Here is a 20,186-nt window from a genome sequence, read left to right as displayed (position 1 = left end):
GATACTCGGCCTTAAGGCCACGCCTTCCGTCACGGCCCGCGTCGAACGCGGGCGGGCCGACGGCGCGGTCGAGAGAGAAGAGAGGCGGGCGTCTACTGCGGGGACGGGCTCCCGCTGCCGCCCTGCGGCGTCGCACCGCGCTCGAGGGCGCCGCCCGTGATGTTCTTCAGCCGGTCGACGAGCGAGTCCTTCTCCGGCTCGCCGACGAGCGCGATGTCGAGGACTTCGCTGATGTGGCTGACCGGGATGATCTCGATCTGGTCCTTGTACTCGTCCTCGATCATGACGTCCTGCTCGTTCGCCTTCGGGATGATGACGCGCTTGCAGCCCGCCTTCGCGGCGGCCTCGATCTTGTGCGTCACGCCCCCGACCGGGAGGACGTCGCCGCGCACGGAGAGACTGCCGGTCATCGCGATGTCCTGCGCGATCGGGATGTTTTCGAGCGCGCTGATGACGGCGGTGGCGACCGTGATCGACGCCGAGTCGCCCTCGACGCCCTCGTAGGACTGCACGAACTGGATGTGGATGTCCTTGTCCGCGATCCCCTCGCCGCTGTACTTCTTGATGATCGCGGAGACGTTCTCGACGGCCTCCTGGGCGATCTCCTGCAGTTTGCCGGTGGCGAAGATCTCGCCACCCTCGCCCTGTCGCGGGGTCACTTCGGCCATGACGGGCATCATGATGCCGGAGTCCCCGCCCATGACCGCGAGGCCGTTCACGCGGCCGACCGCTTCGCCCTCGGAGGTCTTCAGCTCGTAGTCCTTCCGGCGGGCGATGTAGTTGTCCGCGACCTGCTGCTCGATGGAGCGCGAGCGCTTCTTCGCCTCGAGGACGTCCGAGCGCTCGGTCTGCTCCTTGTCCTTCGAGCGCGCGATGTCGCCGGCGACGCGGACGAGCCCACCGAGGTTACGCAGTTCGAGCGTGAGGTGGTCCTTCCGGCCGGCGCGACGCTTCGCCTCGAGGATGACTTCGCGGACCGCGTCCGGCGTGAAGTGCGGCAGGCGGCCGTCCTTCTCGACCTCCTGTGCGACGAAGCGCGCGTACTTGCGGCGCATCTCCGGGGTGTCGTCGATGGTGTCGTCCATGTACACCTCGTAGCCGTACCCCTTGATACGGCTCCGGAGCGCCGGGTGCATGTTCTCCATCGCGTCCATGTTCCCCGCAGCGACCATGATGAAGTCACAGGGGACGGGTTCGGTCTGCACCATCGCGCCCGAGGAGCGCTCGGACTGGCCGGTGATGGAGAACTCGCCCTCCTGAATCGCCGTCATCAGGTGCTGCTGGGAGCGGACGTCGAGCGTGTTGATCTCGTCGATGAAGAGCACGCCCTTGTTCGCCTTGTGGATCTCGCCGGCCTCGACGCGGTCGTGGCTCGGCGTCTCCATCCCACCGCTCTGGAACGGGTCGTGGCGAACGTCGCCGAGGAGCGCGCCGGCGTGCGCGCCCGTCGCGTCCTCGAAGGGCGCCGTCTGCCGCTCGGCGTTGTTGATGAGGAGCTTCGGAATCATCGCGTCGCTCCCGCGGTTCGAGTAGCGGAACGCGAAGTAGATGACCGCCGCGGCGATGATCCCCATCAGGATCTGGCCGACGACGAGGAAGGCGTAGCCGACGACGACCGCGAGGACGATCCACATGAGGAACGAGCGCATCTGGTTGCGCTTGCGGACTTCCTCCTGGTGGGCCTCGACGATCTGGTTCCCCTTCCCCGCCGGGACGGTTCGGACCTTCGGCTCGTTCGAGTCGTCCGGGTTGTGGTAGACGAGGACGTCCTGCAGGTTCTCCTGCGGTAGGAGCTGGCTCATCGCCTTCGCGAGCATGGACTTCCCCGTCCCCGGAGTGCCGATCATCATCACGTGGCGGTGCTGTTTGGCCGCGCGCATCACGATGTCGCGGGCCTCCTCCTGGCCGATGACCTGATCGACCAGGCGGTCGGGCACCTTGATGTCCGCGGTCGAGCCGACATGGAGACCGCCGAGGAGGTCGTCCTCGGCGTTCTCCTCGTCGATCTCGACGTCGCCCTCGACGTCGACCTGACTGCCGAGGTCGTCGAGGTCACCGTCGGGAGCGGGGTCGACCTCGTCGAGATCGCCGTCGGACGAGGGGTCGGACTCTGGGTCGGTGTCGTTCTCCCCCTCTAAGGGAGTATCAGTCGTGCGGTCGTTGCTCATAGAACCCTTATCGCTAGTCGGACGAAGGGGAGCGCGATTGATATACTTTCTCCCTCCAGTAAACGACGAAAACGCCGGACTCCGGCGGGGAGCGCCGCGTATTCGGCGGTCCGGCCACGGCGACTCGCCACCCTTATGCGCGAGGGGAGGGTGAGTGGGGATAACGCGGCCACTACACCATGACTCGTGGGTTCTACATCGGTCGGTTCCAGCCCTATCACCAGGGCCACCACCGCGTCGTCCAGGAGATCGCCGAGGAAGTCGACGAACTCGTTCTCGGTATCGGGAGCGCCGACCAGTCGCACAGCGTCCGCAACCCGTTCACGGGCGGCGAACGCATCATGATGATCACGAAGGCGCTCGTCGACGTCGACCTCGTGACGTACGCCGTCCCCATCGAGGACATCAACCGGAACGCCGTCTGGGTGAGTCACGTCCAGTCGATGAGCCCGAACTTCGACGTCGCGTACTCGAACAACCCGCTCGTCGTCCGGCTCTTCGAGGAGGCCGGTATCGAGGTGCGCGGCTCGCCGATGTTCGACCGCGAGGTGCTGCGCGGCACCGAGGTCCGCGAGCGCATGGTCGCCGGCGACGACTGGGCGGACCTCGTCCCCGAACCCGTCGAGCGCGTCGTCCACGAGGTCGACGGCGTCGAGCGCATCCGGCAGGTCGGCGACACCGACATCGACTCGCCGAACGACTGACGCGCTCGCCCGGGCGCGGTCGCGCCGAGTTCGGCGGCGCGGGGCCGTGCGCTTTTACTCGCGCCCGCCCGTTCGCCCGCCCGTGATCACGCTCGCCTCCGACTTCGGGTCGCCGTATCCGGCGGCGATGCGCGGCGTCCTCTGCTCGCGCTCGGACGCCCGCCTCGTCGACGTCGCACACGACTTCCCGCGACAGGACGTCCGCACGGCGGCGTTCTGGCTGCGCGAACTCCTCCCGACGTTCCCGGCGGCGACGCACCTCGCCGTCGTCGACCCGGGCGTCGGCACCGACCGCCGGCCGCTCGCCGTCGAGGCGGGCAAGCACGCGCTCGTCGGCCCGGACAACGGCCTCCTCATGCCGGCGGCGCGCGAACTCGCCGGCGACGCGCCGCTTGCGTGCTACGAGATTCCCGTCGACGACCCGGAGAGCACGACCTTCCACGGCCGCGACGTCTTCGCGCCCGCCGCCGCCGCAGTCCACGACGACGGCCTCGACGCGCTCGACTATCCGGCGGTCGAGGACCCCGTCGACCTCTCCTTTCCCGAGGCCGCCGTCGCCGACGACGAAGCGCGCGGCGAGGTCCTCGTCGTCGACGGCTTCGGGAACGCCATCACGAACCTCGACGGGGCGCTGCTCGCCGACCGCTGGGGCGAGTACGCCCGCGTGAACGGGGACCGCGTCCCGGTCGCTCGGACGTACGACGCCGTCGACGCCGACGAGCGGTTGCTCACGGTCGGGAGCCACGGCGCCGTCGAGCTCGCGGTGAACCGGGGGCGCGGTGAGGAAGCGTTCGGCGTCGAACCCGGCAGTCGCGTGGTGCTCGACCGCCCCTAGTCGTCGGTCGTCGCCTCGACGGTCGGGTCGGCCTCCGCGCTCGCGCCGTCGACGGCCTCGGTGAGCGAGACGTTCAGCGTGAGCATGCTGACGACGCCGCCGACGACGGTGACGGCGTTCTTCACGGCGTGGTCGACGAGCGCGATGGCGAGCGCCGCCGGCGCCGCGACGGGCGTGAGCGCGACGACGAGGAGCGTGAACGCGCCCTCGTAGAGGCCGATGCCGCCCGGGGAGAGCGGGAGGACTTTCGCGAGGTTGCCGACGGAGACGGCGAAGAAGCCGGTGGCGAGGAGCGCGGCGAGCGGGAGGTCGACGCCGAACGCGGCGAAGACGCAGAGCGCGGTGAGCACGTCGATGACCCAGACGAGGACGCTCGTCGCGCCGACGCGCGCGAACGCGCGGCCGTCGGCGGCGACCGTCTGGACGTCGCGGACGAACCCCTCGATGGTGGTGGCGACGAGCTCGACGTAGCCGTCGTCGCTCGCCCACTCGACGACGCGCCGGACGTAGCCCCCATCGGAGCGCGCGGAGAGGACGATGACGGCGACGGCGGCGACGGCGGCGAACCCGACGAAGCCGGCGACGGCGAGCGCGACGGTCCCGCTCTGCTGGTGGCCGTCGGCAATCGCGCTATCGCCCGTGATGGCGGCGAGGAGCGTGCTCACCTCGCCGGGCGCGAAGACGGCGAGGCCGAGGAGGACGCTCCCCGCGAGCAGCGTGATGGTGAGGAGGTCGAAGACGCGCTCGACGGCGAGCGACGCGAACCCCGACGTGTAGGGGACGCGCCGGCGGGCCTTCACGACGTACGCGCGGATGAGGTCGCCGCCGCGCGCGGGGAAGACGAGGTTCCCGGTCTGTGAGACGAACACCGCGCCGGTGAGGAACGTCGCGTCCTCGTGATACCCCAACTCGGCGAGGATGTCGCGATAGCGCACGCCGCGCAGCGGCCACGAGAGCGCGTACACGACGCCGGCGACGGCTATCAGCGCGGGGTCGGCGCCGGCGGCGGCCTCGAGCACCGCGCTCGGGTCGAGGTAGACGAACATGAGGCCGAGCGCGACGAGCGTGAGCGCGGCGCCGGCGACCGCGCCCGTCCGCCGGTTCACGTACGGGGAGACGGCGAACTCCCACCAGCAGCGCAGTATCTGCGAGCCCATCCCGAGGACGTCGCGCACGAGGTCGACCTTCGAGTCGCCCTTCGGCTCCCAGTCGACGGCGAACTCCTCGACGCGGAACCCCCGGCGCTGGGCGCGCACGAGGAGTTCGGTGTCCCAGAACCAGTGTTCGTCCTCGACGGCGGGCCGGAGCTCCCGAAAGGCCGCCCGGGAGACGGCCTTGAAGCCGCACTGGTGGTCGCGGAGCTCGGAGCCGAGCAGGGTGCGCACGGCGAGGTTGAAGCCGCGGGAGGGGATGCCGCGCTTCGCGGGGCGGTCGGCGACGTTCTCCGGCATCCAGCGCGACCCCGTCGCGACGTCGTACTCCCCGCTCCGGACGCTCTCGACGAGGTGTTCGAGGTGGCGCATGTCCGTCGCGAGGTCCGTGTCGAAGTAGACGAGGACGTCGCCCTCGGCGGACTCGAAAGCGGCGTTCAGCGCGCCGCCGCGACCCAGGCGCTCGTCGCTGTGGAAGTGTCTGACGTCGGGGAACTCGGCCTCGAGTTCGTCGGCGATTTCGGGGGTCCGGTCGTCGCAGCCGTCCTCGGCGACGACGACCTCGTAGGTGCCCGGTTCGAGGAAGGCCGCGAGCGCCTCGCGCGTCCTCCGAACGGTGTGCTCGATGGTGTCCTCCTCGTTGTAGGCGGGGAGGACGACGCTCACCTCGACGGACGCACCACTCATTGCCGGGCTAAAGGGTGCTGTTCGGTAAAGCCTTTCTGGACTGCGAGAGCGCGTGCGTTCGCGGTCGCGCGCCGCCGTCTAGCCGACCGTTCCCCCTTCGTACCAGTCGTCGGCCCAGAGGCACACCACGACCCACGCGGGTGGCGGCGAAAGTGCCATATATCGTGTGTAGAAACCACAGAATCCGTGTTTTACCTGGCGTACCAAACCCCCTATGTGGGACTCCGCCGTTGTGACGGGTATGAGCACGAGTGCGGCGACGGCGGCGGCGAGCACCCTCACCCCGAAGCAGGAGCGCATCCTCGCGTACCTCCGCGAGAACGCCGATACGCAGACCTACTTCAAGTCGCGGCTCATCGGCGACGCGCTCGACCTCTCCGCGAAGGAGGTCGGCGCGAACATGGCGGCGATACAGGAGGGCGAGTTCGCCCTCGACGTCGAGAAGTGGGGTTACTCCTCCTCGACGACGTGGAAGGTCACCCGGTAGGCTCGTAGCGGATGAGGCCGTCGGCCTCGCGGGCGAGCGCGGCGGCCTCGGGGCCGAAGGAGTCCGCGTAGCGGAGGACGAGCGTGAGGACGGTCTCAGGGCGCGTGAGCGCGTAGCCGTCCTCGCGCGAGAGGAGACCGACGTTCTCGAGTTCGGCGGCGTACTTGCTTACCGTGCCCCGTGAGACGTCGGCGGCGTCCGCGAGGTCGCCACCGGTCGCGTCGGGGTCCCGAAGGAGCGTGACGAGCATCGCCGACGGCGTCGCGCGCCGGAGGTAGCCGAGGACGACCTTCTGGAAGTCGGAGAACTCGCCGGCGGGGTAGAAGCGCCGATAGTCGCCGTCCCGGTAGCTCTCGACGACGCCGTCGTCGAGCAGGCGGCGGAGGTGGTGTTGGGACTCTCCGGTGCCGAGTTTGAGGTCGTCGCGGAGCTTCGAGAAGTGCGCGCCCGGCGTCGTCGTCAGGTAGCCGGCGATGGCGTCCCTGACCTCGCTCTCGCCCTCGGAGGCGCCGGCGAGCCCGACGAGCGGGCTGGCGGCGCCGACGGCGGCGAAGCGGCGGAGCGTGGCGCGCTTGTCCTCGTCGATTCCCATTCGTGTTCCTCTACCGCACCAGCAGGCAAAAGGCTTATGTTGGGTTACTCTTTCTCCGTCTCGGGTTCGGCGTCGTCGGGCGACGACGCGGCCGTTTCGGAGGGAGTTCCGGTTCCGCTCGCACCCTCGCCCTGGAGTTCGGCGTCCATCTCCTCGATGACCTGGTCCGTCTCCTGCGCGCCGGTGTCGGAGCCGGCCATGACCTCCTCGGCCTGCTGTTCGAGCTCCTCGGGGTCGATGTCGGCCTCCTCGGTGATCTCGTTCAGGAGCTCGTCGATGCTGTCGAGGCCGAGGAGCTCGCGCGTCTCCTCGTCGAAGTCGAGGCTGTCGAGGCCCTCCGTGGGCGTCGCGACGTCGCTGTCCGTCAGGTGCTTCCCGTAGCGCCCGACGAGGGAGGTGAGTTCCTGCGGGAGGACGAACGTCGTCGACTCGCTCTCGCCCATCCGCTCGATGGCCTCCATTCCGCGCTCGATGACGGCGCGCTCGCCCATCGACTCGGCGGACTTCGCGCGGAGGACGGTCGAGACGGCGTCACCCTGCGCTTCGAGGACCTGAGACTGCTTCTGCCCCTGTGCGCGGATGATGTCGGACTGCTTCTGCCCTTGGGCCTCCTCGATGGAGGACTGGCGTTCGCCCTGCGCTTCGAGGATCATCGCGCGGCGTTTGCGCTCCGCGGACGTCTGCTGCTCCATCGCCTGCTGGACGTCCTTCGAGGGGTTGACCTCGCGCACCTCGACGGACTCGACGCGGATCCCCCACTCGTCCGTGGGCTCGTCGAGTTCCTTGCGGATGCGCGCGTTGATCTCCTGGCGCTTGTTGAGCGTGTCGTCGAGCTCCATGTCGCCGATGACGGCGCGCAGCGTCGTCTGCGCGAGGTTGGAGACGGCGCGCTTGTAGTCGTCGACTTCGAGGAAGGCGCGCTTGGCGTCCATCACGCGGATGTAGACGACGGCGTCGGCCGTCACGGGCGAGTTGTCGCGCGTGATGGCTTCCTGACGCGGCACGTCGATGGTCTGCGTCCGCATGTCGAACGTGTAGGTTCGAGAGACGAACGGCGGGACGAAGTTGATGCCGGGTTCGAGGAGTCCTCGGTACTCCCCGAAGACGGTGAGGGCTTTCTTCTCGTAGGCGTCCACGATCTCCACCATCTGGTAGACCGTGACCGCCGCGAGCGCGACGAGGAGCACCGCTACGACCGTGAGCGGAAAGCTCCCGCCGAGCGACTGCAGCGGGGTGGGTGGGACCATGCGTCAATCATCGGCGAAGCGAAGGATAAAGCTTCGCCTCGCCCCGCCGCTGTGCGCGTTTCGAGCCGTCACGGGGGGAGGGCGGCCGCGCTCACTCCCCGCGCAGGTCGTCCACTAGCTGCCGGAGCGTCGCGAGGTCGTACTGGCCGGGTGCGGTGGCGTCCGCCGGGTCGACGGGCGCGTAGCCGATCCGCGAGCCGTACGCGGGGAGGACGGCGCGGGAGTGGCGCCCCGCCTCGCCCATCGCCATCGTCGCGACGGCCTCCCCCGCGATGTCGTACTCGTGCGTGACGGTAGTGAGGTCGAGGACGTCCGTGCGGTCCGTCGCCGTCACCGCGAGCTTCGCGACGTCGCCGTGTTCGAGGGCGTTCCCGAGGATACCCCGGAGGTCCTGCCGGAGCGGCGTCCCCTCGAAGTCGTGCGCGGAGACGATGACGGCCGCGTCGTTCGCGTGCGCGGCCTCGCGGACGCGCTCGCCGCGACCGTCGAGCATCGCGGTGAGTTCGACGTCCACAGCCGCCACGGCGTCGCACTCGGCGGCGTCCGCGAGCGCGTCGAGTCGGGCGTCGTCGTCGGTGGCCTCGCCACCTTCCTCTGCGGGGCGATTGGAGACGACGAGCGGGAGGGCGCCGTCGTAGGCCCGGAGCTGCGCGGCGGGTCGGCGCGCGCGGTCCATGCAGAACTCGACGGCGTCGGCGTGGTCGCGCGCGGCGGGTTCGTCGGCGAGGTCCGCCGTCGCCGCGCAGAGCGTGAAGTCGTCGAAGGCGAGCATGCGGGCGTTTCTTCCGCCCGCGCCTTAGGTTCGCGGGATTCGCGCGGCGAGGAGGCGCCCGCCGTACTCGGCGGCGACGAAGACGGCGCCGGCGGTGAGGCCGACGGCCGCGTACTCGGAGAGCGGGAGCGCGCGCACGGCGGACGCGACGGCGAAGCCGGCGAGCACGCCGAGGAGCGCGGCGCCGACGCCGACCGCGAGCGCGCGTCGCGGGTCATCGGGCACGTTCTGCGGGTAGAGCGCGACGTCCATCACGGGGACGGCGACGGCGAACCCGGCGGCGAGCGGATACGGGTCGGGGAGGGCGGTGGAGACGCCGGCGGCGACGAGGCCGGCGAGCGCGGCGCCGGCGAGGAAGACGACGGCGCGGACGGGGAGCGAGGGCGCGTTCACGCCTCGGTGTTCGGATGCCGGCGAGTAAAAGCCAGCGTCGGCGGGCGGGACGGCCGCGTCGCTTCGGGTCGCGGTACGAACGCGGCGGAGAACGCATGCTCGGACGCGGGGGGACGGCGATTACGCGGGGAGGGTGTCCTCGGCTTCGAGGAGTTCGTGGTAGCGGTTGCGGATGGTCACTTCGCTGATGTCCGCGACTTCGCTCACTTTCGCCTGCGTCGTCTTCTCGTTCGTGAGGAGCGCGGCGGCGTAGACGGCGGCGGCGGCGAGGCCGACCGGCGACTTCCCGGAGTGGACGCCCTTGTCCTTCGCGGTCTTCAGGAGTTCGCGCGCGCGGTGTTCGGACTCGTCGCTGAGGCCGAGCGAGGAGGCGAAGCGCGGGACGTAGCTCTCGGGGTCGGCGGGTCGGACTTCGAGGCCGAGCTCCCGGATGACGTAGCGGTACGTCCGCGCGATCTCGGCCTTCTCGACGCGCGAGACGTCGGTGATCTCGTCGAGGCTGCGCGGGACGCCGGCCTGTCGGGCGGCCGCGTAGACGCAGGACGTGGAGACGCCCTCGATGGAGCGCCCGGGGAGGAGGTCCTCCTCGAGGGCGCGCCGGTAGATGACGGAGGCGGTCTCCCGGACGTTGTCGGGGAGGCCGAGCGCGCTCGCCATCCGGTCGATCTCGCCGAGCGCCTGCTTCAGGTTCCGCTCCTTGGCGTCGCGGGTGCGGAAGCGCTCGTTCCACTTGCGCAGGCGCTGCATCTTCTGGCGCTGGTTCGAGGAGAGGCTGTTGCCGTAGGCGTCCTTGTCGCGCCAGTCGATGTTCGTCGAGAGGCCCTTGTCGTGCATCGTGTTCGTCGTCGGGGCCCCGACGCGCGACTTCTGGTCCTTCTCCTGGGAGTCGAACGCGCGCCACTCCGGCCCGCGGTCGATGTCGTCCTCCTCGACGACGAGCCCGCAGTCCATGCAGACGGACTCGCCGTGCTCCTCGTCGGCGACGACGAGACCGCCACACTCGGGGCACTCGTCGGTCGATTCGGTCGCCTCTTCGTCCTCGGTCTCTCGTTCGCCGTGTCGTCGTGCTCTGGTTCGTGCGTTTTGCATAGTGCGAATAGCCCCCGGAAAACCCGGAATCGTCGTGGCACTTTCGTTGTCCCAAATCGCACTTAACGGTTCCGTAATCGAGCGACAACGCCATGTGCGAGCGGCGCACACGTGCGAACGATAGTGAGAGTCTGCTCGCTCGCGCCCGCCGCGACCGCCACCGTCGTCGCGCTCGGCGCCGACCCCGACCTCGTCGGCGTGACGCACAACGCCACCGTCGACGTGGACGCCCCGGCGGTCGGCGGCTGGCTGAACCCCGACTACGACCGCCTCGACGCCCTCGACCCCGACGTCGTGCTCACGGGCGACCCCCTCCAGCGCGACGTCCGCGACGAACTCAGAGAGCGTGGCCACGCGGTCCACCACCACGAGCCGTCGCGTCTCGACGACGTGCTCGCGGGGTTCGCGGCGCGCGGCGAGGCGGTCGGGCGCGCCGAGGCCGGTGAAGAGTTGGCGGCGGCGGGTCGCGAGCGCGTCGCCGCCGTCGAGGCGGCCGTCGCGGACGCCGAGCGCCCGCGCGTCTACTGCGAGGAGTGGGACGACCCGCCGATGGCGGCGGGGAACTGGGTGCCGGACGCCGTGCGCGTGGCGGGCGGCGAACACCTGCTCGTCCCGCCGGGCGAACGCTCCCGCGAGGTCGAACGCGCGGCCGTCGAGGCCGCCGACCCCGACCACGTCGTCGCGCACTACTGCGGGCGCGGGGGTCGCGGCGAGCGCTCGACGCCGGACTTCGAGGCGCGCGGGTGGGCCGTCGACGCCGACGTGCACGTCCTCGACGACGCCCTGCTGAACCAGCCGAGTCCCGCGCTCCTCGACGGTATCGAGTCGCTCGCGGAGCGACTCCACCCCGACCGGTTCGCTTAATCCCCGGCGGCGGCGAGGGGGGCGTATGCGAGTCGCGGTCGGGAGCGGGAATCCGGTGAAGCGCGCGGCGACCGAGCGGGCGCTCGGCGACGACCACACCGTGGTCGCCGAACCCGTCGCCTCCGGGGTCGCCGAGCAACCACGGGGCGAGGCGGAGACCGTCGCGGGCGCGCGCAATCGCGCTGAGCGCGCGCTCGCGTCGGGCGGCTACGCGCTCGGCGTCGGCCTCGAGGGCGGCGTCGCGCGCGTCGAGTCGGTGGACGGGCTCTTCCTGACGATGTGGGCGGCCGTGACTGACGGCGGGCGCGTCGAGTACGGCGCTGGCCCCCGACTCCGCCTCCCGGAGCGCGTCGCGAACCGCGTCGAGGAGGGCGCGGAACTCGGCCCAGTGATGGACGAGGCCTACGACATGGAGAACGTCGCGGAGAACGAGGGCGCGGCGGGCGTGCTCACGTCGGGGCGGATGGACCGGACGAGCGCGCTCGAACACGCCGTCGCGGGCGCGCTCGGGCCGTTCCTGTAGGACTCAGAGGTGGTCCTCGTCGGCGTCGACGCCGGGGACGCGGTCTTCGAGTTCGCCGCGCTCGAAGTAGAGGAGTTCGACGGCGACGACGAGGACGGCGACGACGAGCACCATCCAGAACGTGTGTGGCTCGCGCTGGGAGAGGTTCCAGAGCATCACGGGCGCGAACGCGAACGCGCCGAGGGCGCCGACTGCCGGCGGGACGGGGCTGATGTCGTCCCGGTCGCGTCGGCGGAACGCGAGCACGCTCACCGCGCCGAACACCACGATGAACGCGAGGCTCGCGAACGACGTGATGGCGCCGAGGCTGCCGACTGCGGTGAACGCGGCGGTGACGACGCCGAGGACGAGCAGGGTTCGCTCGGGAACGCCGTCGGCGTCTCCGTCGCCGATCTGGTCGGGGAGGAGGTCGCCCGCGATCAGGTTCTTCGCGAAGTGCCCGGCGGAGAACAGGGTGGCGTTGATCGCCGACCCGGTGGAGAACAGCGCGGAGACGGAGATGACGAGGAAGCCGAGGGGAGCGAGGCCGAAGTAGCCGAGCATCGCGGACGCGGCGTCGGCGAGCGCGACGTGCGGGTGTTGCTGGATCGCGTCCGGCGCGAGGTTCGTCGTCACCACGGCGACGAGGACGTAGATCGCCACCGCAGCGGGGATGGAGACGTAGACCGCCTTCCGGATGGTCTCCGTGGGGTTCTCGATGCTCCCCTGGTCGTAGAAGAGCAGCTGCCAGCCCTGGAAGGCGACGAAGGAGACGCCGGCGGCGACGACGGGCGTGATGCCGGTGAGTCGTCCGAACCCGAACTGCACGGACTGTCCGGAGACCGGCCCGAGATAGACGAGTCCCCAGACGCCGAACGCGAGGAGGACGCCGACTTTCACGGCGACGAGGACGTTCTCGGCCGACCCGGTGACGCGGGCGCCGGCGACGTTGAGCACGACGAACAGCGCCACCGCGAGCACGGAGATGGCGGGGCGGAGCGGAACGCCGGCGTAGCCGTCGGGCACCGCACTGAACCCGATCACGAACTCCGCGAACGCGAACGCGTACATCGCCATCGAGCCGACGTAGCCGAAGAGGAGGCTCCAGCCGACCATCCCCGCGAGCGTGGAGTTCCCGACGAACTCCTGGACGAAGGAGACGGAGCCGCCGCGCTGGTCGCCGGCGGCGTTGAGTTCGTTGTAGGAGTAGCCGGCGCAGAGCGCGACGACGCCGGCGGCGACGAACCCGAACCAAGTGGCGTACATCGCGACGCCGGCGACGACGCCGAGGACGGCGTAGATGCCGCCCCCGATCATCCCCCCGAGCGCGATGGAGACGGCCTCCGTCAGCCCGAACTGGTCAGCCATCGCGACTCACCCCGAACGAGCGGCGGCGCATTTCGTCTCCCACGGGCGCCGACGTCGTCCGCCATCCCCACTAATTCTGTGGCCACACGGAGGACGATTCCCCAACGTTCCCGGGGAGTTCTCAGAGGCGGTCCTCGGCGCGCTTGGCGGCGCGCGCGAGACGGGTGCGCTTGAAGTAGGAGAGCTCGACGACGAAGACGGCGGCGAGCGTGAGCACGACGAAGCCGAACGTCCGTGGCTCGTGGGCGGCGAGGTGGTAGCAGAGGAGGGGGAGGAGGACGAGCGCGCCCAGCGCGCCGACGAGCGGCGGGACGCCCGAGACGGAGTCGCGCCCGCGCTCCGTGAACGCGATGGCGCTCATCGCGCCGAAGACTACGAGGAAGGCGAACGACGCGAGCGCCGTGATGCCGTCGAGCGTCCCGTAGACGGTGAGGCCGAGCGTGACGATGCCGAGCAGGAGGACGGTGCGTTGTGGGACGCCGTCGCCGTCCGCGTGGTCGGCGATGCGGTCCGGGAGGATGTCCTCGTCCGTCATCCCGTTCGCGAAGTGCGCGGCGGAGAAGAGCGTCGCGTTGATGGCGCTCCCCGTGGAGACGACGGCCGCCACGGAGATGACGCCGTAGCCGAGCGACCCGAGGACGGGTTCGGCGGCCTTCGCGAGCGCCACCTCGCCGTACTGCGCGATCTGCGCGGGCGTCAGGAGGCTCGTCGTCGTGACGCCGACGAGGACGTACGTGAGGACGGCGACCGGGATCGCGACGTAGACGGCGCGCGGGATGGTGGTGTCGGGGTCGGCGATGCTGGAGCGGTCGTAGAAGAGCAGCTGCCAGCCCTGGAAGGCGACGAAGGAGACGCCGGCGGCGACGACGGGTGCGGCGCCGAGCGACCCGCCGACGCCGTAGTCGAGGCCGCCGTGCGTGGAGCCGTAGACGGCCGCGAGCGCGCCGAAACCGAGGAGGACGAGCATCTTCGCGGCGACGAGCGCGTTCTCGGCGGTGCCGGTGGCGCGCGCGCCCATGCGGTTGAGCGCGACGAAGCCCGCGACGGCGAGCGCGGAGACGAGCGGGCGCGCGAGCGCGCCGAGGACGTCCCGGAGACCGAGCGCGCCGACCGTGTACTCGCCGAAGGCGTAGGCGTACATCGCCATCGAGCCGACGTAGCCGAAGAGGAGGGTCCAGCCGACCATCCCCGCGACGGTCGTGTTGTCCGTGTAGCGCTGGACGAACGTCACCGACCCGCCGGTGCGGCCGGACACCGCGTTCAGTGTGTTGTACGAGTAGCCCGCGCAGAGCGCGACGACGCCCGCGACGACGAACGCGAGCCACGTCCGCGTGCCCGCGACCTTCGCGACGACGCCGAGGACGCTGAAGATTCCGCCACCGATCATCCCGCCGAGCGCGATGGAGACGGCGGACGGCAGGCCGAGTCGGTCCGACATCAGTGGGGAGTAGCGGGTCGAGCGCCCAAAGGTCATGCGGGGGTTCCGAGTCAGCGAGAGCGCGCGACGCGAGCGAAAGAACGGGAACGGTGCGTCTATTCGGCGGCGATGATGTCGTCGATGCGGACGATCATGGTCGCGGCGTCGGTGGCGGAGGCGAGCGCCTCGCGCTTGACGGCGGCGGGGTCGAGGACGCCGTGCGCGACGGGGTCTGCGATCTCGCCGCGCTCGCCGCTCGTGATGAGGCCGGCGCGGCCGGACTCGTTCGCGGCGCGGAGGTCGACGAGCGCGTCGATGGGGTCCATGCCGGTGTTCTCGGCGAGGGTGCGCGGGAGGGCGTCGAGGGCGTCCGCGAACGCGTCGGCGGCGAGCTGGGCGCGCCCCTCGATGCTCGCGGCCTCGCTGCGGATGCGGTCGGCGACGACGATTTCCGCACAGCCCGCGCCGGGGACGACGCCCTCCTCGTCGAGCGCGACGACGACGACGTCGACGGCGTCGCCGATGGCGCGCTCGAGTTCGCTGAGGACGTGCGTGGTGGAGCCACGGACGAGGAGCGTCACGGCGGCGGCGTCGGCGCCGCCCTCGATGAAGGTGAGCTCGTCCTCGCCGAAGCGCTCGACGTGCACGCGCTCGGCGGTGCCGAGGTCAGCGGCCTCGATGTCGGCGACGTCACCGACGACGGTGGCGCCGGTGGCGTTCGCGACGGCGACGACGTCGGATTTCTTCACGCTCTTGAGCGCGAGGACGCCCGCGTCGGCGAGGAAGGCGGCGACGCGGTCGTCGATGCCCTTCTGGGAGACGAGGACGTCGACGCCGGCGTCGCGGACGGCTGCCGCGTAGCGCCGGAGCTCGGACTCCTCAGCGTCGAGCGCGGCGTTCAGTTGGTCGACGCTCGTGACGTTGTACTCGACGTCCGCGCTCGTCTCGCGCGTCTCGAGTTTCGTGTCGATGACCGCGACGGTGGCGTCCGTGAGGTCGCGGGGCATGTCGTCGCGCACGGGTTCCGTGTCGGTGATTATTCCCTCGACGAGTTCGGTGGCGCTGGAGGCGGCGCCGACCTGCGTGTGGACGCGGACGTCGTCGCGGTTCGCGCCGGCGTCGGTCTCGACGTGGCGGACGGCCCGGACGACGAGGTCGGCGAGCGCCTCGGCGTTCACGTCGCCGGTCCCCTTGCCGGTCATGGAGGTGGCGGCGACCGTCCGGAGGAGGTCGTCGTCGAGTTCGCCCTCGAGGACGAGGTCGCGGACGGCCTCGGTGCCGATGTCGCGCGCGGCGGCGTACCCCTCGACGACGGCGGTCGGGTGGACGTCCCGTCCGAGGAGGTCCTCGGCCTTCGCGAGGAGCTGGCCGGCGAGGACGGACGCGGTGGTGGTGCCGTCGCCCACCTCGCTCTCCTGTGTCTGGGCGACCTCGACGAGCATCTGCGCGGCGGGGTGCTCGATGTCCATCTCCTCGAGGATGGTGACGCCGTCGTTCGTGATGACGACCTCACCCGTCGAGTCGACGAGCATCTTGTCCATCCCCCGTGGGCCGAGCGTCGTGCGGACGGCCTCCGCGACGGCCTTCCCGGCGGCGATGTTCGACGTCTGCGCGTCGCGCCCACGGGTTCGCTGGGCGTCGTCGCCGAGGATGAAGATCGGGTTGCTCGTACCCTGATAGGACATGCTACTCTGGAGGCCAGCGGTTCTACATATAGTTTTCGCGGCGAGCGCTGTGAAAGAGAGGTCAGGGCTCGTAGCGGGACATCGCCCGGTCCATGCGCGTGGAGACGCCGTTCGGGTTCCGGCGCGGCGAGCGGTCGCGTCGGCGCGCCGCGAGGCCGTCCTCGACGCCCGCGACGACGCCGGTGACGACGGCGCGGCCGTTGCGAACCCACGCGGACGGGCGCTCGTCGCCGCCGAACACGCGGCCGGCCGCCGACTTCGCGTCCGCGAGCGCGTGGCGGAGCGCACGCCACGCGACGCTCGCCCGCAGCCCGTAGTTCTTCGCGAGGCGATAGCCGAGCGCGCGGTACTTCAGCCCCCACGCGGGCACGTCCGAGTCGTCAGCCATCCGGTCCGCGACGTCGTCGCCGTCCGTGCGCAACACCGCGAAGTCGGGCCGCCACGCCACCTCGTACTCCATCCCGGCGAGGCGGTGGGCGGCGTCGCGGGCCGCGCCCGTCTGGAGGTACTCGTCGAAGCCGTCGAGCGCCTCGGCGACCTCGCGGCGGAACGCGACGTTCCCGCCGTCGAAGTAGGTGACGTCGCGGCCGGCGACGGTGTCGGCTTCGCGGGCCTCGGTGGTGACGCCGCCGGAGACGGAGCGGTGGACCGGCCCCGCGACGACGTCCGCGCCCCCGTCGATGGCGTCCGCGAGGGCGTCGTGCCACCCCTCACGGACCACGGAGCCGTGGCTGACGAACGCGATGACGTCGCCGGTCGCGGCCGCGAGCCCGGCGTTCCGAGAGGCGTTCAGGTTCCGCTCCGGGAGTTCGAGGAGGACGTCGGCGGCCGCGTGCTCGCGGACGAGCCCCGAGGTGCCGTCGCTCGACGGGCCGTTGACGACGAGCACCTCGGCGTCGGGGAGGCGCGCACCGAGCGCGTCGAGCGCGCGCGAGAGACGCTGGCGCGCGTTCAGCGTGGGGACGACCACCGACAACTGCATAGCACCACCGAACGGGTCTGTCCGTAAAAACACCACGGGAGCCGACGAGCGCGCGTCTGACAGGTGTTAGACGTGCGCGTGCCAGTAGGAGACGGAGGCGACGGCGTCGCCGACCGGCGTCCCGCCGACGGCGAGGTCGGCGTCGCGGATCGGGTCGGCGAGCCAGCTCGGGAGTTTGCGGTAGAAGCCGTAGGGGAGGACGAAGTCGTGCTCGGCGTTCCGGAGGGTGAGGCCGGCGCTATCGAGGAGGTCCTCGACTTCGGCGTTCGAGTAGAGTCGCGAGCCCATCGGGAGGAGCCAGTTGTAGGCGACGCGCGTGCTGTAGCGCTTGAACGTGTCGAAGAAGACGTGGTCCTTCGAGACGCGCGCCATCTCGCTGAGGAACTTCGCGGGCGTGTCCGCGAGGTGGAAGAAACGCATCGCGAAGACGGCGTCGAAGTAGTCGTCGGGGAACGGGAGGCGCGCGGCGTCGCCGCGCATGAACTCGAGGGTGTCCGCGACGCCGGCGCTCCGGGCCTTCGCGCGACCCTCCTGAAGCATCGCCGCCGAGATGTCCATCCCGGTGATGTCGGCGCCCTGCTGGGCGCAGAGGACGGTGAATCGGCCGGTTCCGCACGCCACTTCGAGGACGCGCTTCCCGTCGAGCGGTGCGAGGGCGTCGAGGACCGCGCGTTTCTCACGTCGGTCGATGAGGCGGCCGCCGCCGGAGAAGCGTTTGTCCTCGTACTCCTCGGCGACCTCGGCGGCCTGATACCACTCCTGTCCCTTCACGGTCTACCTGTTCTACTTCGGCCGGGAGATAAAACGATACTGGATACGTCCCGCCGATGACGCGTCCGCCCGTCGTCTCTCGAACCTACCTGACCTATTATCATATAAGGTGTATATTCACAGGTAGGGCGAACCTTTATCTACAGCCGTGTGCGATTCTCTCGCATGAGTACGACGGCAGAGCAGCGTCAATCACCCATCAAGAACGACGAGGAGTTCCGCGAGCGACTGCGCGAACTCCCGCCGAGCGCGAAGCTCGTCGCGAAAGTCCTCGAAACCGACGCCCCGCTCTCCCAAGGCCAGCTCGCCGAGGAGTCCCTGCTGCCGGACCGGACCGTCCGCTACGCGCTCAACCGCCTCGACGAGGCCGACCTCGTCGACTCCCGATACAGCTTCCGCGACGCCCGCAAGCAAGTCTACTTCCTCGATCACTGACGCCGCCGGTCGCGGCTTGCCGAGCGAACCACAGCCGCTACGGTGTCGTCTCCCCACGGCGGAGGTATGTCCACGGTCGAGCGCGTTCGCGTCCCCGTTTCCGGGTCGGTCCCGGGCGGCGCGACGAACGCCTATCTCGTCGGTAACGTCCTCGTCGACCCCGCCGCCCGGAGCGCCGCGCTCGACGCGCTCGTCGCCGGCGCCGACATCGCGCACGTCGCCTGCACGCACACTCACCCGGACCACGTCGGCGCGCTCGCGCAGTACGCCACCGAGACGGACGCGACCGTCTGGGCGCACGCCCCGCACGCCGACCGGTTCGAGCGCGCGAGCGGCGTCGCGCCAGACCGGACGTTCCGCGAGGGCGACGCGATCGGCCCGCTCGTCGCGCTCGCGACCCCCGGCCACGCCCCCGACCACGTCGCGTTCGCGCACGGCGACGGCTACCTCGTCGGCGACTGCTGTCGCGCGGACGGGAGCGTCGCCATCGGAACTGATGGGGATATGCGCGCCTACCTCACGAGCCTCCGGCGCCTCCACGCGCGGGCTCCCGAGCGCCTTTACCCCGGACACGGTCCGCCGATAGCGGCGCCCGGCGAGCGCCTCGCCGCCCTCGTCGCCCACCGCCGCGAGCGCGAGTCGCGCGTCCTTCGCGCCGTCGAGGCGGGCGCACGAACGCTCGACGCCGTCGTCGACGCCGCCTACGACGCCGACCTCACGGGCGTCCGCGAGCAGGCGACGGCGACCGCGAGCGCGCACCTCGAGAAGCTCGCCGTCGAGGGGCGCGTCGAGTGGGACGGCTCGCGGGCGACCCCCGTCGGGTCGGACTGAGGCGGCGGTCGCTCGCTTTTTCCACGCGCGGCACGCATCGGGGGTATGGAACGCCTCGAGGACGAACTCGACCGCGCGCGCGACCTCGACGTCGGCGACCTCGCGGACGCCATCGAGGCCATCGGCTTCGAGTGCACGCGCTGTGGCGGCTGCTGTAAGAGCGCGGGCGAGGAGGCGCACACCGCGACGGTCTTCCCCGACGAGGTGCGCGAGCTCGCGGCCGCCGAGGACCTCGAGTGGCGCGACGTCGCGCGCCCGATGCCGTTCGGCCTCGACGACGAGGGACACGGCGAGACGTTCGAGTGGGCGCTCCAGACCGACGACTGCGGCGACTGCACCTTCTACGAGGAGTCGCCCGGGAGCGGCGACGACGGCGACGAGGCGCGGGGGAGCGGCGCGTGCACCGTCCACGAGAACCGGCCGCTCATCTGTCGGACCTACCCGTTCTCGGTGGCCCTCGGCGGCACGAGTCAGCCGATGGGCGAGGCCGTCGATGAGGCGGGGATGGTGCGCGCCCACGAGTGCGAGGGCCTCGGGCGCGACATCAGCCGCTCGGACGCCGAGGAGTTGGCGGCGGCGCTGAAGGAGCGCGCCGTCACCGAACTCGAGGAAGCCATCGGCGTCCGGGACGCCTACGAACCCGTCGACGCCGGGGCCGAGGAGGCGGTCGTCCACGACTCCGAGGGCGCGAAGCGGCCGGACGGCACGCCGTATCGCGGCTAGTCGGGCGCGAAGAAAGAGCGCCGGGGCGTTACTCCTCGGCGTCGGCGTCGTCGGCGTCCTCGTCGATGACCTCGCCGACCGCGAAGTTCGACTTGACCTCGGTAATCTCGATCTTCACGCGCTCGCCGACGTCGGCACCGGGGACGATGATGACGTATCCGCGCTCGACGCGCGCGATGCCGTCGCCCTGTTTGCCGATGTCCTCGACCTCGACGTAGCGGATTTCGCCCTCCTCGACGGGGGGCTGTGGGCCCTCCGAGGCGGTGGACGGGGACGACTCGGTCGCGGGCGCACCGCTCTCGTCGTCGCCGTCGCCGCGCTCGATGAGCGCGACGCGATAGACGTCGCCCGGTTCGACCGAGCCGTTCTCGACTTCGCTGGTGGGGACGCGGACGACGTACTCGTCGTCGCTGACGGTGACTTCGGCGTTGAACAGACAGAGGAGTTTATCGGAGATTTCCACTATAGATCCCTCTGTGGAGG

Annotated in this window: 21 protein-coding genes; 8 read left to right on the top strand and 13 right to left on the bottom strand. The window is 70.7% G+C overall.

Annotation, left to right across the window (positions count from 1 at the left end; genetic code table 11):
• Positions 1–92: 92 nt before the first annotated feature.
• Entirely contained in the window at positions 93–2,168 is a 2,076-nt protein-coding gene (lonB, locus tag EFA46_RS06110) for an ATP-dependent protease LonB (protein ID WP_123074149.1), read from the bottom strand.
• A 179-nt stretch (positions 2,169–2,347) separates the two neighbouring features.
• Here lonB and EFA46_RS06105 point away from each other — a divergent pair, with 179 nt between their 5' ends.
• Both EFA46_RS06105 and EFA46_RS06100 read left to right on the top strand, forming a co-directional pair.
• Positions 2,348–2,872 (top strand): nicotinamide-nucleotide adenylyltransferase, encoded by a 525-nt coding sequence (locus EFA46_RS06105; RefSeq protein ID WP_123074150.1) that lies wholly within the window; start codon positions 2,348–2,350, stop codon positions 2,870–2,872.
• A gap of 82 nt (positions 2,873–2,954) precedes the next feature.
• Positions 2,955–3,707, top strand: a complete 753-nt coding sequence (locus EFA46_RS06100) for an S-adenosyl-l-methionine hydroxide adenosyltransferase family protein (RefSeq protein WP_123074151.1) — start codon at positions 2,955–2,957, stop codon at positions 3,705–3,707.
• On the opposite strand, the gene EFA46_RS06095 is transcribed toward EFA46_RS06100, so the two are convergent.
• Positions 3,704–5,545, bottom strand: a complete 1,842-nt coding sequence (locus EFA46_RS06095; RefSeq protein WP_123074152.1) for a flippase-like domain-containing protein — start codon at positions 5,543–5,545, stop codon at positions 3,704–3,706. The two genes, EFA46_RS06100 and EFA46_RS06095, sit on opposite strands and share 4 nt — an antisense overlap.
• Positions 5,546–5,786: 241 nt before the next feature.
• Between EFA46_RS06095 and EFA46_RS06090 the strand changes: the two genes are divergently transcribed.
• Entirely contained in the window at positions 5,787–6,032 is a 246-nt protein-coding gene (locus EFA46_RS06090) for a hypothetical protein (RefSeq protein WP_123074153.1), read from the top strand.
• On the opposite strand, the gene EFA46_RS06085 is transcribed toward EFA46_RS06090, so the two are convergent.
• From EFA46_RS06085 to EFA46_RS06065, 5 genes are all read right to left on the bottom strand, one after another.
• The gene (locus tag EFA46_RS06085) at positions 6,022–6,624 is read right to left on the bottom strand and encodes an HTH domain-containing protein (RefSeq protein WP_123074154.1); all 603 of its coding nucleotides are present in this window, start codon (positions 6,622–6,624) and stop codon (positions 6,022–6,024) included. The genes EFA46_RS06090 and EFA46_RS06085 overlap by 11 nt on opposite strands.
• A 44-nt stretch (positions 6,625–6,668) precedes the next feature.
• Positions 6,669–7,871, bottom strand: coding sequence for an SPFH domain-containing protein (locus EFA46_RS06080; protein ID WP_123074155.1), 1,203 nt, complete (start codon positions 7,869–7,871; stop codon positions 6,669–6,671).
• Positions 7,872–7,962: 91 nt separating this feature from the next.
• Positions 7,963–8,643, bottom strand: coding sequence for a type I 3-dehydroquinate dehydratase (locus EFA46_RS06075; protein WP_123074156.1), 681 nt, complete (start codon positions 8,641–8,643; stop codon positions 7,963–7,965).
• Positions 8,644–8,667: 24 nt separating this feature from the next.
• The gene (locus EFA46_RS06070) at positions 8,668–9,036 is read right to left on the bottom strand and encodes a hypothetical protein (protein ID WP_123074157.1); all 369 of its coding nucleotides are present in this window, start codon (positions 9,034–9,036) and stop codon (positions 8,668–8,670) included.
• Between the two features lie 120 nt (positions 9,037–9,156).
• On the bottom strand, positions 9,157–10,125 hold the full coding sequence (locus tag EFA46_RS06065; protein WP_123074158.1) for a transcription initiation factor IIB family protein: 969 nt from the start codon (positions 10,123–10,125) through the stop codon (positions 9,157–9,159).
• Positions 10,126–10,248: 123 nt separating this feature from the next.
• On the opposite strand from EFA46_RS06065, the gene EFA46_RS06060 reads away from it, so the two are divergent.
• Both EFA46_RS06060 and EFA46_RS06055 read left to right on the top strand, forming a co-directional pair.
• The gene (locus EFA46_RS06060) at positions 10,249–10,989 is read left to right on the top strand and encodes a helical backbone metal receptor (RefSeq protein ID WP_218182509.1); all 741 of its coding nucleotides are present in this window, start codon (positions 10,249–10,251) and stop codon (positions 10,987–10,989) included.
• A 25-nt stretch (positions 10,990–11,014) separates the two neighbouring features.
• Complete coding sequence (locus EFA46_RS06055) at positions 11,015–11,512, top strand: DUF84 family protein (protein WP_123074160.1); 498 nt, start codon at positions 11,015–11,017, stop codon at positions 11,510–11,512.
• A 3-nt stretch (positions 11,513–11,515) separates the two neighbouring features.
• Here the strand turns inward: EFA46_RS06055 and EFA46_RS06050 are convergent, their stop codons facing one another.
• The 5 genes from EFA46_RS06050 to EFA46_RS06030 form a co-directional block, all read right to left on the bottom strand.
• Complete coding sequence (locus EFA46_RS06050; RefSeq protein WP_123074161.1) at positions 11,516–12,859, bottom strand: APC family permease; 1,344 nt, start codon at positions 12,857–12,859, stop codon at positions 11,516–11,518.
• Between the two features lie 121 nt (positions 12,860–12,980).
• Positions 12,981–14,297, bottom strand: a complete 1,317-nt coding sequence (locus tag EFA46_RS06045; protein WP_123074162.1) for an APC family permease — start codon at positions 14,295–14,297, stop codon at positions 12,981–12,983.
• 95 nt (positions 14,298–14,392) lie between these two features.
• Positions 14,393–15,961 (bottom strand): thermosome subunit alpha, encoded by a 1,569-nt coding sequence (gene thsA, locus EFA46_RS06040; protein WP_123074163.1) that lies wholly within the window; start codon positions 15,959–15,961, stop codon positions 14,393–14,395.
• Positions 15,962–16,022: 61 nt separating this feature from the next.
• Complete coding sequence (locus EFA46_RS06035; protein WP_123074164.1) at positions 16,023–16,943, bottom strand: glycosyltransferase family A protein; 921 nt, start codon at positions 16,941–16,943, stop codon at positions 16,023–16,025.
• A 66-nt stretch (positions 16,944–17,009) separates the two neighbouring features.
• On the bottom strand, positions 17,010–17,714 hold the full coding sequence (locus EFA46_RS06030) for a class I SAM-dependent methyltransferase (RefSeq protein WP_123074165.1): 705 nt from the start codon (positions 17,712–17,714) through the stop codon (positions 17,010–17,012).
• A gap of 165 nt (positions 17,715–17,879) precedes the next feature.
• Here EFA46_RS06030 and EFA46_RS06025 point away from each other — a divergent pair, with 165 nt between their 5' ends.
• The 3 genes from EFA46_RS06025 to EFA46_RS06015 all read left to right on the top strand — a co-directional run bounded on the left by EFA46_RS06025 (position 17,880) and on the right by EFA46_RS06015 (position 19,703).
• On the top strand, positions 17,880–18,149 hold the full coding sequence (locus EFA46_RS06025; RefSeq protein WP_123074166.1) for a helix-turn-helix domain-containing protein: 270 nt from the start codon (positions 17,880–17,882) through the stop codon (positions 18,147–18,149).
• A 66-nt stretch (positions 18,150–18,215) separates the two neighbouring features.
• Positions 18,216–18,980, top strand: a complete 765-nt coding sequence (locus EFA46_RS06020; RefSeq protein ID WP_123074167.1) for an MBL fold metallo-hydrolase — start codon at positions 18,216–18,218, stop codon at positions 18,978–18,980.
• Between the two features lie 45 nt (positions 18,981–19,025).
• Positions 19,026–19,703 carry a YkgJ family cysteine cluster protein gene (locus tag EFA46_RS06015; RefSeq protein ID WP_123074168.1) on the top strand — a complete coding sequence of 226 codons (678 nt, stop codon included), beginning with the start codon at positions 19,026–19,028 and terminating at the stop codon, positions 19,701–19,703.
• Positions 19,704–19,731: 28 nt separating this feature from the next.
• Here EFA46_RS06015 and EFA46_RS06010 read toward each other — a convergent pair whose 3' ends face one another.
• On the bottom strand, positions 19,732–20,166 hold the full coding sequence (locus EFA46_RS06010) for a TRAM domain-containing protein (protein ID WP_123074169.1): 435 nt from the start codon (positions 20,164–20,166) through the stop codon (positions 19,732–19,734).
• Positions 20,167–20,186 lie beyond the last annotated feature (20 nt).

Source organism: Halarchaeum sp. CBA1220 (assembly GCF_003721175.2).
Lineage (GTDB): Archaea > Halobacteriota > Halobacteria > Halobacteriales > Halobacteriaceae > Halarchaeum > Halarchaeum grantii.
This window is presented reverse-complemented; position numbering and strand designations above follow the sequence as displayed.

Bases quoted from the DNA above. Each gene is read 5' to 3' on its own strand.
- lonB (WP_123074149.1), bottom strand. From the start codon at position 2,168: ATGAGCAACGACCGCACGACTGATACTCCCTTAGAGGGGGAGAACGAC.
- EFA46_RS06105 (WP_123074150.1), top strand. From the start codon at position 2,348: ATGACTCGTGGGTTCTACATCGGTCGGTTCCAGCCCTATCACCAGGGC.
- EFA46_RS06095 (WP_123074152.1), bottom strand. From the start codon at position 5,545: ATGAGTGGTGCGTCCGTCGAGGTGAGCGTCGTCCTCCCCGCCTACAAC.
- EFA46_RS06090 (WP_123074153.1), top strand. From the start codon at position 5,787: ATGAGCACGAGTGCGGCGACGGCGGCGGCGAGCACCCTCACCCCGAAG.
- EFA46_RS06085 (WP_123074154.1), bottom strand. From the start codon at position 6,624: ATGGGAATCGACGAGGACAAGCGCGCCACGCTCCGCCGCTTCGCCGCC.
- EFA46_RS06080 (WP_123074155.1), bottom strand. From the start codon at position 7,871: ATGGTCCCACCCACCCCGCTGCAGTCGCTCGGCGGGAGCTTTCCGCTC.
- EFA46_RS06075 (WP_123074156.1), bottom strand. From the start codon at position 8,643: ATGCTCGCCTTCGACGACTTCACGCTCTGCGCGGCGACGGCGGACCTC.
- EFA46_RS06065 (WP_123074158.1), bottom strand. From the start codon at position 10,125: ATGCAAAACGCACGAACCAGAGCACGACGACACGGCGAACGAGAGACC.
- EFA46_RS06055 (WP_123074160.1), top strand. From the start codon at position 11,015: ATGCGAGTCGCGGTCGGGAGCGGGAATCCGGTGAAGCGCGCGGCGACC.
- EFA46_RS06050 (WP_123074161.1), bottom strand. From the start codon at position 12,859: ATGGCTGACCAGTTCGGGCTGACGGAGGCCGTCTCCATCGCGCTCGGG.
- EFA46_RS06045 (WP_123074162.1), bottom strand. From the start codon at position 14,297: ATGTCGGACCGACTCGGCCTGCCGTCCGCCGTCTCCATCGCGCTCGGC.
- thsA (WP_123074163.1), bottom strand. From the start codon at position 15,961: ATGTCCTATCAGGGTACGAGCAACCCGATCTTCATCCTCGGCGACGAC.
- EFA46_RS06035 (WP_123074164.1), bottom strand. From the start codon at position 16,943: ATGCAGTTGTCGGTGGTCGTCCCCACGCTGAACGCGCGCCAGCGTCTC.
- EFA46_RS06025 (WP_123074166.1), top strand. From the start codon at position 17,880: ATGAGTACGACGGCAGAGCAGCGTCAATCACCCATCAAGAACGACGAG.
- EFA46_RS06020 (WP_123074167.1), top strand. From the start codon at position 18,216: ATGTCCACGGTCGAGCGCGTTCGCGTCCCCGTTTCCGGGTCGGTCCCG.
- EFA46_RS06015 (WP_123074168.1), top strand. From the start codon at position 19,026: ATGGAACGCCTCGAGGACGAACTCGACCGCGCGCGCGACCTCGACGTC.